Origin of the sequence: Methylobacterium sp. 4-46, from assembly GCF_000019365.1 — a bacterium.
In the GTDB taxonomy this organism is placed as follows: Bacteria; Pseudomonadota; Alphaproteobacteria; order Rhizobiales; family Beijerinckiaceae; genus Methylobacterium.
The window spans coordinates 393,596-406,402 of the sequence record NC_010511.1; the positions used below are offsets into that span (position 1 = coordinate 393,596).

Annotated in this window: 9 protein-coding genes; 4 read left to right on the top strand and 5 right to left on the bottom strand. The window is 74.2% G+C overall.

Going from position 1 to position 12,807, the window contains the following annotated elements; genetic code table 11:
• The first annotated feature begins 90 nt into the window (after positions 1-90).
• Positions 91-1,458 (top strand): aminotransferase class I/II-fold pyridoxal phosphate-dependent enzyme, encoded by a 1,368-nt coding sequence (locus M446_RS01535; RefSeq protein ID WP_012330307.1) that lies wholly within the window; start codon positions 91-93, stop codon positions 1,456-1,458.
• Between the two features lie 69 nt (positions 1,459-1,527).
• On the opposite strand, the gene M446_RS01540 is transcribed toward M446_RS01535, so the two are convergent.
• Together M446_RS01540 and M446_RS01545 are read right to left on the bottom strand one after the other, a co-directional pair.
• The gene (locus M446_RS01540; protein ID WP_012330308.1) at positions 1,528-2,373 is read right to left on the bottom strand and encodes a formyltransferase family protein; all 846 of its coding nucleotides are present in this window, start codon (positions 2,371-2,373) and stop codon (positions 1,528-1,530) included.
• A gap of 32 nt (positions 2,374-2,405) precedes the next feature.
• Entirely contained in the window at positions 2,406-3,179 is a 774-nt protein-coding gene (locus M446_RS01545; RefSeq protein ID WP_012330309.1) for an SDR family NAD(P)-dependent oxidoreductase, read from the bottom strand.
• 186 nt (positions 3,180-3,365) lie between these two features.
• Between M446_RS01545 and M446_RS01550 the strand changes: the two genes are divergently transcribed.
• Positions 3,366-5,351, top strand: a complete 1,986-nt coding sequence (locus M446_RS01550; protein ID WP_012330310.1) for a capsular polysaccharide biosynthesis protein — start codon at positions 3,366-3,368, stop codon at positions 5,349-5,351.
• Positions 5,352-5,465: 114 nt separating this feature from the next.
• On the opposite strand, the gene M446_RS01555 is transcribed toward M446_RS01550, so the two are convergent.
• Together M446_RS01555 and M446_RS01560 are read right to left on the bottom strand one after the other, a co-directional pair.
• A complete protein-coding gene (locus M446_RS01555; protein WP_012330311.1) occupies positions 5,466-6,533 on the bottom strand; it encodes a phytanoyl-CoA dioxygenase family protein in 1,068 nt (355 codons plus the stop codon).
• Positions 6,534-7,104: 571 nt separating this feature from the next.
• Positions 7,105-8,463: a capsule biosynthesis protein gene (locus M446_RS01560; RefSeq protein WP_012330312.1), complete on the bottom strand. Its 1,359-nt coding sequence runs from the start codon at positions 8,461-8,463 to the stop codon at positions 7,105-7,107.
• A gap of 632 nt (positions 8,464-9,095) precedes the next feature.
• On the opposite strand from M446_RS01560, the gene M446_RS01565 reads away from it, so the two are divergent.
• Positions 9,096-10,328, top strand: coding sequence for a polysaccharide biosynthesis/export family protein (locus M446_RS01565; protein ID WP_012330313.1), 1,233 nt, complete (start codon positions 9,096-9,098; stop codon positions 10,326-10,328).
• A 42-nt stretch (positions 10,329-10,370) separates the two neighbouring features.
• On the opposite strand, the gene M446_RS01570 is transcribed toward M446_RS01565, so the two are convergent.
• Positions 10,371-11,348, bottom strand: a complete 978-nt coding sequence (locus M446_RS01570; RefSeq protein ID WP_012330314.1) for a D-2-hydroxyacid dehydrogenase family protein — start codon at positions 11,346-11,348, stop codon at positions 10,371-10,373.
• Between the two features lie 345 nt (positions 11,349-11,693).
• Here M446_RS01570 and M446_RS01575 point away from each other — a divergent pair, with 345 nt between their 5' ends.
• The gene (locus M446_RS01575; protein WP_012330315.1) at positions 11,694-12,782 is read left to right on the top strand and encodes a branched-chain amino acid ABC transporter substrate-binding protein; all 1,089 of its coding nucleotides are present in this window, start codon (positions 11,694-11,696) and stop codon (positions 12,780-12,782) included.
• The last annotated feature ends 25 nt before the right edge of the window (positions 12,783-12,807 follow it).

The following is a 12,807-nucleotide window of genomic DNA, read 5'->3' on the forward strand; positions in this document are numbered from 1 at the left end:
TCGCGGAGCCGCGGCGGGCCTCAGAAAATCCCCTTTTGCGTGTCTTCCTGCCTCTCCCGTAGCGGAACATCGGACGGATACGCGCTGCCCATGAGCAGTTCCACCAAACCCACAGGCGGTCGCGAGGCGCTCGCCGGCTTCGTGGCGGCCCGCCTCGGCAAGGCCCCCACCCGCCCGGGCCCGACCCGGCCCGCGCCGAAGCCTGCCCTGGTCCCGGCGCAGGATTTCGAGAGCCTGCCCGGCTACAAGGAGCTGAAGCTGCAGCGCTCCGCGGCGGAGCTGATCGGCCTCGGCAACCCGTTCTTCCGCGTTCACGACGCCAAGGCGGGCGCGACGACGCGCATCGACGGCGAGACGCTGATCAACTTCTCGTCCTATGATTACCTCGGCCTCAACGGCCATGCGGAGGTGAACGCGGCGGCGCAGGCCGCGCTGTCCACCTACGGCACCTCGGCCTCGGCGAGCCGGGTCGTCGCCGGCGAGCGGCCGGGGCACCTCGCCCTGGAGCGGGCGCTGGCGGCCCATTACGGCACCGAATCCTGCGTCGTCATGGTGAGCGGGCACGCCACCAACGTGGCGACCATCGCGGCCCTGATGGAGGCAGGCGACGTGATCTATCACGACGCCCTGATCCACAATTCCGTGGTGACCGGCGCGCAGCTCTCGGGCGCGCAGCGGCGCAGCTTCCCGCACAACGACCTCGCCGCGCTCGAAGGGCTGCTTCACGCCACCCGCCACGAGCACCGCCGCGCCCTCATCATCATCGAGGGCCTCTACAGCATGGACGGCGACGCGCCGGACCTCGCCGGCTTCGTCGCACTGAAGGAGCGCTACGGCGCCTGGCTGATGGTGGACGAGGCGCACGGGCTCGGCGTGCTCGGGCGGCACGGCCACGGGCTGCACGAGCATTGCGACGTCGACCCGCGCTCCGTCGACATCTGGATGGGCACGCTGTCGAAGACGCTCTCGTCCTGCGGCGGCTACGTGGCGGGCTGCGCCGCCCTCGTCGAGTTCCTGAAATGCACGGCGGGCGGCTTCGTCTACTCGGTGGGGATGTCGCCGCCGCTCGCCGCGGCGGCGGCCGCCTCGCTGGACCTGATGCACCGCGAGCCGGAGCGGGTCGAGCGCCTGCGCCGCAACGGCCAGCTCTTCCTCAGCGAGGCGCGCCAGCGCGGCCTCGACACCGGGACCAGCCTCGGCCTCGCCGTCGTGCCGGTGATCATCGGCGACTCGCTCAAGGCCGTGACCCTGTCCGACCGCCTGTTCAAGCGCGGCGTCAACGTGCAGCCGATCATCCACCCGGCCGTGCCCGAGCGCTCGTCGCGCCTGCGCTTCTTCCTGACCTCGGAGCACACGGTGGAGCAGATCCGCCTCACCGTCGCGGCGCTCGCCGAGGAGACGGCGGAGCTGAACCGGGGCGGCTCGCTGGTCGAGCGGCTGATCGCGCGGCGCAGCTGAGGCGGGAACGGGCAGCTCCCGCCGCGGGCAGCCCCCGCCGGAGGGGGCCGCCGCCCGGCGCTCACCCGCTCAGCGCAGCGACAGGCTGAACGCCTCGGCAAGGTCGCGCGCGTCCACGAGGCGGCGGCCGCGGCGCTTCAGGTCGCGCAGCTGCGCGGGGCTCGGGAAGCCGCAATAGGGCAGCACCGGCACGGCGCGGCCCGGCGGCACCCGGCCGTCCCGCCGCACGGCATCGAGGATCCCGGCGAGGAGCGGGCGGCCCGCCTCGTGCAGGCGCATCGCCGCCCGGGTGGCGGTGACGTCGGCGGGCAGGTCCGCCCGCTCCTGCGCCAGGATCGTGCCGGCATCGATCTGCGGGCTCAGGCGATGCACCGTGACCCCGAAATCCGGCGTCTCGTCGAGGAGCGCGTGCAGGGTCGGTACCGGCCCGCGATGGCGCGGCAGCAGCGAGGGATGCAGGTTGATCCCGCCGAGCGGCGCCGCCGCCAGGGTCGCGGCGTCGAAGATCTGGTCGAAATGGTAGGAGACGATGAGGTCGGCCCGGTGCTCGGCGATGAGCGCCGTCGTCTCGGGCGCGTTCACGGCGTCGATGCGGGCATGCGCCAAGCCGAGCCGGCGGCAGAGCGCGGCGAGCGGCGTCGTCTCGGGCTGGTCCAGGCTGCCGCCGAGCCGCTGCGTCACCGGCGCGAGGCCGCGCACGAGGTCGGGCAGGCCGAAATTCACCCCCAGATAGGGCAGGAAGCCGGGGCCCGAGCGCACGAGGTGGCGGCGCACTTGGCCGAGGAGCCCGCCGGCGCTCGGCCGCTCCGGGTTCGAGAGGCCCACGAAGGCGATCTCCGCCGCGTGGTCGGCCACGAAGCGGCGCACCGCGCGGGCGTTGGGCAGGGCTTCGAGGGTGAAGAGGGCGATGCGCAAGGGAGGCTCCGGCGTCGCGATGCGTGGGGGGATCAGCGCTGCTGCCGCTCCCCCGTCCGGAAGCGGAAGCCGCGCATGCCGAGGCGGCGCAGGGATTCCGGCAGGAGGGCGGCGCCGCGGGCCGCCGCCGCGAGGGCGGCCGGGAAGGCGATCACCGCCTCGTCCCGGGCGAGGCCCCTGGCGATCCGCCGCGCCGCCGCCTCGGCGCTCATCTCCAGGGGACGCCAGCCCTGGTAATCGGCCCCCATGGCGGTGCGCACGTAGCCCGGGCAGACCACGTTCATCCGCACGCCTCGCGGCGCGAGCTTCTCGCGGAGGGCGAGGCCGTGGGCGAGGAGCGCCGCCTTGGTGCCGCTATAGGCGGGCGCGTCGGGCAGGGGCGCGATGGCGGCGAGCGAGGAGATCAGGGCGACTTGGCCGCGTCCCCGCGCCGCCATCCGCGCCACGCAGGGCAGCGCCACGTTGAGCGCCCCGAGCAGGTTCACGTCGATGACCAGGAAGGCCGTCTCCTCGGTCTCGATCCCGCCCTCAGGGTGGCCGCCATTCACGCCCGCATTGGCGATGGCGAGGTCGAGGCCGCGGCGGGCGGCGAGGTCCTCGATCCAGGCGCGCGTGGCGGCGCGGTCGCGCACGTCGAGGGCGCGGGTCTCGACCTCCGCCCCGGCGCGCCGGCAGGATTCCGCCACCGCTTCCAGCCGCTCGGCCCCGCGGGCGTTGAGCGCGAGGGTCGTGCCCGGGGCCGCGTAGTGGCGCGCGAGGGCGGCGCCGATCCCGCTCGACGCGCCGCTGATCAGGATGACGGGCATGATCCGGCTCCACGGTCGGGCCGGGGCGGGGCCGCCCGGCGGTCCCGGCTATAGCGGCGACGCGGCCGCGCCGGAAGCCGGCGCACCCGCGCCCCGGCCCGACACCGCCGCGCTTGACGGGGCCCGGCCGATATGGAACGGCGCGGGACCCGCGGCGCGGGCAGACCCGCCCGAGACGAGCACCGGATGGATCACAGCAAGCTCAAGCGGTTCTGGCCCCGCACCGCGTCCGACAGCGAGCCGGAGACGCCGCGCCGGTCGCGCCGGCTGGGCAGCGATCCGACCTCCCGCCGCGTGCGCCTCACCGACCGCTGGGACGACGGCTTCCTGCGCCTGCCCGCGGCGGGGCGCGGCGCGCGCGGCCTCAGCTACATCGTGGACGGGCTCGGCATCTACTACGACGCCACGGCGCCGAGCGAACTCGAGATCATGCTGGAGGAGGGCGGCTGGGAGACGCCCGAGACCCTGGCGCGGGCCGAGGCCGGCAGCGCCCGCCTGCGCGAGGAGCGGCTGAGCCTCGACAACGACCCGCGCCGCCGGCTGCTCGGCGAGGTGCTCGGCGAGGCGCCCGGCCCGCGCGCGGCCCCGCGCGTCGCCATCGTCGACCAGGGGCGCCGGGACGCCACGATCGGCTTCGGGCTCGCCGGGGCGACCTGCTTCACCGCGATGCTGGCCGCCGCGGCCGCCGAGCACCCGCAGGCCGAGCGGGTCGTGGTGATGGACCCGGCCGCCCCGCCCGGCACGGTCGGCCACATCGACGCCGCCACGGCCGCGCGCTTCGGCGCCCGGCTGGTGACCGAGCCGGTCGCCGCCTGGTCGGTGGTGGAGGAATGCGCCCGCCTGTTCGTGGTGACCAGCCATATCGGCCTCGAAGCCGCCCTGGCGGGGCGCCGGGTGACCTGCTTCGGCCTGCCCTTCTACGCCGGCTGGGGCTTCACGGACGACCGGCTGCACCTGCCGCGGCGCTCCCGCCGCCGCAGCCCGCAGGAGGTCTTCGCCGCGGCCTACATCGTCTGCTCCCGCTACTTCGACCCCTATCTGGGCGAGGCCTGCCGGCTGGAGGACGCCCTCGACTACCTGGCCCTGATCGTCGGCCGCGCCCGGGAGAACACGGCGCGCACGCTCTGCCTCGGCTTCTCGGCCTGGAAGCGGCGCTCGGTGAGCGAGACCTTCTCGTCCCCGGGCCAGCGTCCGGTGATCCCGCAGAAGGTCGCGCGCGTGACCGCCTCCGACCTGCGGGGCTTCGCGCGCGTCGTCGCCTGGGCGAGCCGGATGCCGGAGGGGACGGAGGAGGCCTGCCGCGCCGCCGGCATCCCGCTACTGCGGATGGAGGACGGGTTCCTGCGCTCGGTCGGGCTCGGGGTCGCCCTGCGGCCGGGGGCCTCGCACGTCCTCGACCGCGCGGGGGTCTACTACGACGCCACGCGCCCGAGCGACCTGGAGCGGCTGCTGGAGACGGCCGAGTTCGACGAAGCGATGCTGGAGCGCGCGGCCGACCTGCGCGAGACCATCGTCGCCGCACGGGTCAGCAAGTACAATGTCGGCGGCGCGCCGATGCCGCCGCGGCCGCGGCCCGGCCCCCTGGTGCTGGTGGCCGGCCAAGTGGAGAACGACGCCTCGATCCGGCTCGGCTGCCTGGAGGTGCGCACCAACGCGGACCTGCTGCGCCGCGCCCGGGAGCGTCATCCGGAGGCGGTGATCGCCTTCAAGCCGCATCCGGACGTGGAGGCGGGCCTGCGCCCCGGCTGGGTGCCGGCGCAGGACCTGGCGGCCCATGCCGACATGGTGCTGCGGGACGTCTCGGCGGCGGACGCGATCGACGCGGCCGACCACGTCGAGACGCTGACCTCCCTGATCGGCTTCGAGGCGCTGCTGCGGGGCAAGCCGGTGACGACGCACGGCCTGCCCTTCTACGCCGGCTGGGGCCTGACGGAGAGCCCGCCCTGCCCGCGGCGCACGCGGCGGCTCAGCCTGGACGAACTCGTGGCGGGGGCGCTGATCGCCTATCCGCGCTACGTCGATCCGCGCACCGGCCTGCCCTGCCCGCCCGAGGTGCTGGTGCGCCGCCTCGCGGAGGGCGATCCCTCCCTGTCGCGGCGGGAACTCACGGCCGAGGCGGTGATGAAGCAGGTCTGGTCCCTGATCTGGCGCCACGTGCTGCGGCGGGGCTGAGCCCCGCCGGCACGGGGCTGAGCCCCGCCGGCACGGGGCTGAGCCCCGCCGGCGCGGGGCTGAGCCCCGCCGGCGCGCCCCGGGTGCGCCGCGTCCCGGCGCCGTCGGTCGGCCCTAGACCTGCGCGGGCGCGTCGACGGTCACCGGCCCTACCGGCCGCCAGGGGGCGCCGCGGCCGGTGAGGCGCCGCTTCAGGTCCTGGAACCCGAGATAGAGCGCGAGTTCGCGGCCGCGCAGCCCCGGCAGCGCCTTCGGGTCGAGGCCGGTCCAGGGCAGGAACGGGTTGCGGCGGATGTAGGTGTGGACGGTCACCCGCGTGCTCGCCCGGAGGCTCGGGGCGCGGGCGTGGAAGCCGAACGTGTCAGCGATCACCAGGGTGTTGGCCGGCACCGCGACCCGCACCGGCGCGCCGTAGCCGAGGCCGGGCAGGTCCTCCTCGCGGATCCGGAAGGAGCCGGCCGCGTGGTGGCTGTTGGCATGCCCCCGCGCCGCGACGCTCTGCGCGCGCTCCCAGGCCAGGCGCTCCGGCGTCAGCCGGTGCGAGCCGGGCACGTAGACGAAGGGACCCTCCTCCTCCGCCACGTCGTGCAGGAAGAACCAGCCCTTGGTGGTGGCGTGGAAGGTGTCGGCGTGCAGCGCCGTCTGCGGGTCGTTCGGGCCGTCGGGCTCGGCCACGACGGTCTGCAGGTAGTAGACCGGCTCCCCGGCCCGCGAGGCCGCGTAGTAGGTCAGGCCGCGCAGCGCGGGGTGGCTTACCAGCGCCGAGAGCTGCGGCAGGCCGGGGAGCGTGTCGCGGCCGAGCGGGACCATGCGCTGCACGGCCTGGCCCTGGCGCAGCTCCCGGGCCGCGAAGCGCCGCCCGAAGATCTCGTCCTTGAGGGCCCGGAAGGTCTCCGGGTCCAGGAAGTCGCGCTTGATGACGATGCCGTCCCGGTCGAAGGCGGCGCGGTCGGCCGGGTCGACCAGCGGCGCCAGCCGGGCGCGGCGCTGCTCGGCTATGCGGGCGGCGAGTTGCACCCGCGCCGCGTGCAGGCCCAGGCGGTTGAGCGTCGGGCTGCCGAGGATCGGGTTCTTCGCGAAGGACTTGTCGGCGCCGGCGATTCCGGCGAGCCAGACGGGCACGCGGGCGGCGGATGCCAGGGTTCCGGCCGCGCGGGCGGCTGTGCGGGTAAGTGCGGCCATGGGCTTCGTTCGGCTCCTTGCCTCCCGTCCGCCGCGCGGCGCGAGGCCGGCGGGGACGTTCCCGGCTCGCGGGTTTTCTCGGCCAAACTGTGATGTTGGCGGCTTTGCGGGACAATCTAACCGTAAGATCGCGTCACTGTTGCCGATATGCTGTCGGACGACATCCGACGGATGGCTTCGCCATCTCCCCTTTCGGCCATGCGGATGTCGGCGTCGCTCAAGCGCCGCGCGGGCTCGTCATCCCCCATCCGCTTGATCCCTTCGGGATGGCGGATGTGGGCTTCGCTCAGGCGCCGCGCGGGCTGGTGATCCGCTTGATCCCTTCGGGATGGCGGATGTGGGCTTCGCTCAAGCGCCGCGCGGGCTTGGCATCCGCCGTCCGGACGTGATCGCCCGGACGGCGGATCAATCCAATGATCACGCCGGTCGATCCAGGCCGCGGTTTCGTCCGCTGTGTTGATCGATGGTGCCGACGCGCGGGCTCGGACGGGCCGGAGGGCGGCCGGAACGACGAAGCCGGCCCGTTGCCGGGCCGGCTTCGCGGTCGTGTCCTCGCGCGGGGGGCTGAGGATCAGGCGTTCTGCATCGCCTCGATCCCGCCGATCTCCATCTCGGCGGCGAGGGCGGGCGCCTCCCGCTGCCGGCGGGCGGCGCGGCTGCGCACCTCGAGCCAGGTGCCCTGGGCGAGGTCGAGGCGGGAGGCCGCGGCCTCGACCGCCGCGGCGAGCCCCTCGCGCCGGTAATAGACGCCGCGGATCTGGATGTTGGCGACGATCGCCTTGACGAAGGCGTCCCACAGGTCCCGGCGCGGCGGCCGCGCCTCGGTCCAGAACCGGTCGAGGGAGCCCTGATAGGTCAGACCGTCGATGTCGTAGACCGCGGCACCGAGCGTCATGGTCGGCTTGCCGGCGCGCATCGACCACATCCCGACCGTGCTGTTGACGGTCACCACGCCCTGGCAGCCCTCCAGCATGGTGCCGAGATTGCCGCCGTCGATGTAGTCGACCCGGTCCGGCACGTTCCACTTCACGGCGGAGCGGCGCACGATGCGCTTCCAGTTGCGGATGTTCGGATCGAGCGGGTGGATCTTGATGAGCAGCCGCGACCCCGCCGGCGCATGGGCCGCGAAGGAGCGGATCACCATGTGGATCGGCGTCTTGAGGTCGAAGAAGGGCGAGTAGGCCCGCAGCTGGAAGTCGTTCTCCATCTGCAGCGGCATCACGTAGTAGGGCGTGCCCGCCTCGCGCAGGGCCTCGACGTGGCGGTCGCCGCGCGGCCCGGTGCGCTTGGCGCGCAGGATGTGCAGGGCCGTGGCGATGTAGACCAGCGCCGGATGGTGCACCTGATGCGACCGGTAGCCCGGGTAGAGCCACCAGAGCCAGTTGCTCATCAGGTGGTAGGCCATGTCCCAGATCACCTGGGTGACGAAGCTGTCCCGGTAGCGGGGGACGAGATCCGGGTCCGGCACGTCGCGGGCGAGGTCCATCACCGCCTCGGGATCGCGCGGGAAGCAGCTGTCGCCCGACATGCCGTCGCGCTCGAAGGTGATCCAGTCCGGCCGCAGGTAGCCGAAATCCGTGACCGTCACCTTGAGGTCGCGGGCCTTGGCGGCCGCGATCGCCACCTTGTGGTAGAAGCGCTGCTCGCCGAGGAGCACGAGGTCGGTGACGCCCTCGCGGTCGATCAGGTCGGCGACGAAGGCCGGCCACTTCTCGCGCGAGCCGCGGAAGTCGATGCCGCCCGGCCGGCGCCAGAACAGCCAGTCGCCGAAGCAGAGATTGACCCGAAGGCAGCGGTGGCCGCGCGCCTCGAGGGCGTCCGCCGTCTCCGCGAAGAAGGGAGAGATCGGTCCCTGCAGGAACAGGAAGACCTGGCGCTTCGCGCCGTCCCCGACACCGGTTCCGCCGTGTCTCGCAGCATCAGCTCTCACGCAGGCACCTCGGGGCTGGTTGCAGGACGGCGGGGCGGTCATCCCGTCGCGGCGGCAGGGTACGGACGGACCCCGGTGGAGCAATGGCGCCTCTGCAACACTCACCGGGATTCACACGTCGGTTGTCCAGATTGGCCATTTCGCGCAGGGGGACTTGACGGCGACAGGGCCACGGCCCCGCCGCGTCAAGCTGGCGCTAATGATCGCCCAATCGCGGCAGCAACATGGAAAGACGATGATGCGGCTGCGGTTTTCCCCACCCGGTCGCCGCCGCCACACGCCCGTCGCATTCCTGCACGACCAAGCTTCGCCACCACATCCCGCACGGCCCGGCCGCGGGGCCGGCTGTGGATTTCGGGCAACAAGCCGCCGGAGTCCGGGGCCGGCGGACGGCCGGTAGGGTCTGGTAAATCGCCTGCGGGGAGCCTGCCTGCTAGGCTGCCGCCAGCCCCCGGGCCGGCGCTTCGCCCCGGGCGGCGATCCGCGACCGTGGACCGCCCGAGGCGGCCCGCTCTGGAGAGACCAATCGGGCGCGGATGCCGCCGCGCGGCCCCTGCCGCCGGCACCCGCGCCCTCGGGACGACGAATGCCCCGGGCGCGCGGCCCGGCGGCGTTCCGTGTGGAGGACCTTGATGGTGCGTGTCGGACCGCTCGCAGTTGCGGGAGCCGTGCTGCTCTCCGGCTGCAGCAACTTTCTGCCGGCCGCCGGCCCGACGGCCAGCGCCGTGACCGAGGGTGCGGACATCGCCACCGACCAGGGCCTCCTCGCCCGCTACGAGATCATCGACGTCGACGCGGCGGTGGTGGAGGCCCTGCGCGGCCGCCCCCTCGACAGCCTGCTCGCCTCCTTCGGCGACCGCCGCGCCGCGGTCGCGCCGGTGATCGGCATCGGCGACGCCGTCACGGTGACGATCTGGGAGGCGGGGACGGGCGGCCTGTTCTCCGGCCCGGTGCTGGCGGACCGCTTCTCGGCGGGGTCGAAGGCCTCGACCATCCCGGAGCAGATCGTGGGCCGCGACGGCTCGATCTCGGTGCCCTATGCGGGCCGCATCCAGGTCGCGGGCAAGCGCGTCCAGGAGGTGCAGGGCCAGATCGAGCAGGAGCTCGCCGGCAAGGCGATCCAGCCGCAGGTGCTCGTCACCGTGACCTCGCCGCTCAGTTCGAGCGTGACGGTGATCGGCGAGGCGGCGAGCGCGGGCGGAGGCGCCCGGCTCAGCGCGGCCGCCCTGCGCGGGCCGGTCTCCTCGATCGGCGGCGGGCGCGTGCCGCTCTCCGAGCGCGGCGACCGCCTGCTCGACGTGATCGCGGCGGCCGGCGGCGTCTCCGCCCCGGTGAACGAGACCTTCGTGCGGCTCTCCCGCGGCCCGACCACCGCGACGGTGCCGCTGCTCAGCGTCGTCTCGAACCCGCGCGAGAACATCTTCCTGCGCCCGGGCGACACGGTCACGCTGGTGCGCGATCCCCAGACCTTCCTGGCGATCGGCGCGCTCGGCACCCAGTCCGAGATCCCGTTCAGCGCCGACGGCATCACCCTGGCCCAGGCGCTCACCAAGGCGCGCGGTCTGTCGGATTTCCAGGCCGATCCGGCGGGCGTGTTCGTGTTCCGCTTCGAGCCGGCCTCGGTGGTGCGCCGCCTGCGGCCGGGCAGCCCGCTCCTCGGCAGCCCGCAGGTGCCGGTGGTCTACCGGATCAACATGCGCGACCCCAACAGCCTGTTCGTCTCGCAGGCCTTCCGGATGCGCAACCGCGATCTCGTCTACGTCTCGAACGCGCCCTTCACCGAGGTGCAGAAGGTGCTCGGCGCCTTCTCGACCGTCACCGCGCCGGTCGCGGCCGGCGCCTCGATCTACACGGTGACCCGCTGAGCCCCGCCCCGGCGGGCCGGGGCCCGGCCCGCCGGGACCGGCTCAGGCGGCGGGTTCGACCACCCGGACCGGGGCGCCCCGCCGCCAGGCGGCGATCGCCTCGACCGTGTCCTCGTAGAACATCCGGTAGGTCGCGTCGGTGACGTAGCCGAGATGCGGGGTGAGCACCGCGTTCGGCAGGGCGCGCAGCGGGTGGTCCGCCGGCAGCGGCTCGCGGTCGAAGACGTCGAGGCCGGCCGCGCGCAGGCGGCCCTCGCGCAGGGCCGCGATCAGCGCGGCCTCGTCCACCAGCGGGCCGCGGGCGGTGTTGATCAGGACCGCCCCGGGCCGCATCAGCCCGATCTCCGCCGCCCCGACGATGCCGCGGGTCGCGGGCGCCAGCACGAGGTGCAGGCTCACCACGTCGGCGGTGCGAAACAGATCCTCGCGGGAGACGAGGGCCGCGCCGCCGGCCGCGGCGCGCTCGGGCGTGAGGTGCGGGCTCCAGGCGACCGGCTCCATGCCGAAGGCGGCGCCGATCCGGGCCATCCGGCCGCCGATCCGGCCGAGCCCGACGAGGCCGAGCCGCCGCCCGTCGAGCACGCTGCCGATGCTGTCCTGCCAGAGGCCGGCGCGCATGCGGGCGAACTCGCCCGGGAGGTGGCGCAGGCAGGCGAGGATCAGCGCGAAGGCGAGTTCCGCCGTGGCGACGCCCCCCTCGCCGTTGCGCGTGTGGCAGACCGTGACGCCCGCCCGCGCCAGGGCCGGAAAATCGAGCGCGTGCGTGCGCCCGCCCGTGAACACGACGAGGCGCAGGTTCGGCAGGGCCTCGATCAGCGCGGCGTCGAGGGGCATGCGCTCGCGCATCAGGCAGAGCACCGCGTAGGGCGCGAGCCGCGCGGCGGCCTCGGCCCGGGGCACCGGCTCGTGCAGGAAATCGACCGCGATCCCGGGCCCGAGCCCGGCCCAATCGGCCAGCCCGGCGGCGGCGCGCTGGTAATCGTCGAGCACCGCGACGCGAATCGGATCCTGCCCAGCCATCCGGTCCTCCCTGCGGCCGCGTCCCGGGCCGCCGCGGCCATTCTCCGCGCTGCGCGGACGCGCGTCCATGGAGCGTCCGGCCCCGGCCGCGCCCGCCGCCGGCACGGCGAGGATGACGGCCGCGGCGCGGCGCGAGATGATGCGGTCCGGGGCCGCCTCCCGCGCCGCGCCGCCGGTTCGCGGGCGGCTTTCCCCGGCATCCGGCGGGGAGGCGCGATCCGGCGCCGCGCCGCTCAGCGCGCGGCGGACAAGGGGGAGCGCCCGTGCTATGGCGCGGTGCAAACGGGTGCGGAGGACGAGGACGTGACCCAGACGCGCGCAGGCGGGTGGAGGCGGGGCCGGGCCGTGACGCCGTGGCTCGTGGTCGCCTGTCTGCTCGGGGCCGCGCGTCCGGCCGCGGCCGAGGTGGTGGTGGGCGTGGCGGTGCCGCGCACCGGGCCGGTGGCCGGCATCGGCGAGCAGGTGCTGCAGGGCGTCCAGGCCGCCGTGAAGGAGGCGAATGCCCGGGGGGGCCTCGCGGGCGAGCCGATCATCCTCGACGTGCAGGACGATGCCTGCGAGCCGGGCCAGGCCGTCGAGGTGGCGGAGCGCTTCGCGAAGGCGGGGGTCGGCCTGGTGGTCGGCCACGTCTGCTCCAGCGCCTCCCTGGCGGCCTCGGACGTCTACGCGGCGAAGGGCGTGGTGATGATCAGCCCGGCCTCGAACGCCGCGCGCCTGACCGACCGCGGTCTGCCGACCATCTTCCGGGTCTCCGGGCGCGAGGACGACCAGGGGCGGCTCTCCGCCACGATCCTGGCGGAGCGCTTCCGGGACAAGAAGATCGCCATCCTGTACGACGACACCCCGCTCTCGCGCAGCCTCGCGGACTCGACCAAGGCCAACCTCAACAAGATCGGGCAGAACGAGACGCTGTTCGCCGCGATCGTGCCGGGCCAGACCGACGACGCGGCGCTGATCAAGCGGCTGCAGGGGGCCGGGATCGAGGTCGTCTACTATGGCGGCCACTACCAGGAGATGGGCAAGCTGGTGCGCAGCGCCGCCGAGCAGGGCTACCGCCCGCAATGGTTCGGCACCTCCGGCATCGCCACCAAGGAGTTCGGCACCCTGGCCGGCCCGGCCAGCAACGGCGTGCTGATGACCTTCAACCCGGACCTGCGCCGCAAGCCCGAGGCCGCCGCGGCCGTGAAGGCCCTGCAGGCGGACGGGATCGATCCGGGCGGCTTCGTGCTCTACGGCTACGCGGCCATGCAGGCGCTGGTCGAGGCCGGCAACTTCGCCCGCTCCAGCAACCCGAAGACCATCGCCGAGACGCTCCATTCCGAGCGCTTCAACCTCGTGCTCGGCAATGTCGGCTTCGACCAGAAGGGCGACGTGACGGCGCCGGGCTACGTGCTCTACGTCTGGCGCGACGGGGCCTTCACCTACGCGAATTGAGGGCGGGCGGCGCGAGGGGGGCGGC

What these genes read in the sequence shown, in the direction of transcription:
- M446_RS01570 (WP_012330314.1), bottom strand. Translation starts at nt 11,348, where the DNA reads ATGGCTGGGCAGGATCCGATTCGCGTCGCGGTGCTCGACGATTACCAG.
- M446_RS01555 (WP_012330311.1), bottom strand. Translation starts at nt 6,533, where the DNA reads ATGGCCGCACTTACCCGCACAGCCGCCCGCGCGGCCGGAACCCTGGCA.
- M446_RS01565 (WP_012330313.1), top strand. Translation starts at nt 9,096, where the DNA reads ATGGTGCGTGTCGGACCGCTCGCAGTTGCGGGAGCCGTGCTGCTCTCC.
- M446_RS01545 (WP_012330309.1), bottom strand. Translation starts at nt 3,179, where the DNA reads ATGCCCGTCATCCTGATCAGCGGCGCGTCGAGCGGGATCGGCGCCGCC.
- M446_RS01550 (WP_012330310.1), top strand. Translation starts at nt 3,366, where the DNA reads ATGGATCACAGCAAGCTCAAGCGGTTCTGGCCCCGCACCGCGTCCGAC.
- M446_RS01535 (WP_012330307.1), top strand. Translation starts at nt 91, where the DNA reads ATGAGCAGTTCCACCAAACCCACAGGCGGTCGCGAGGCGCTCGCCGGC.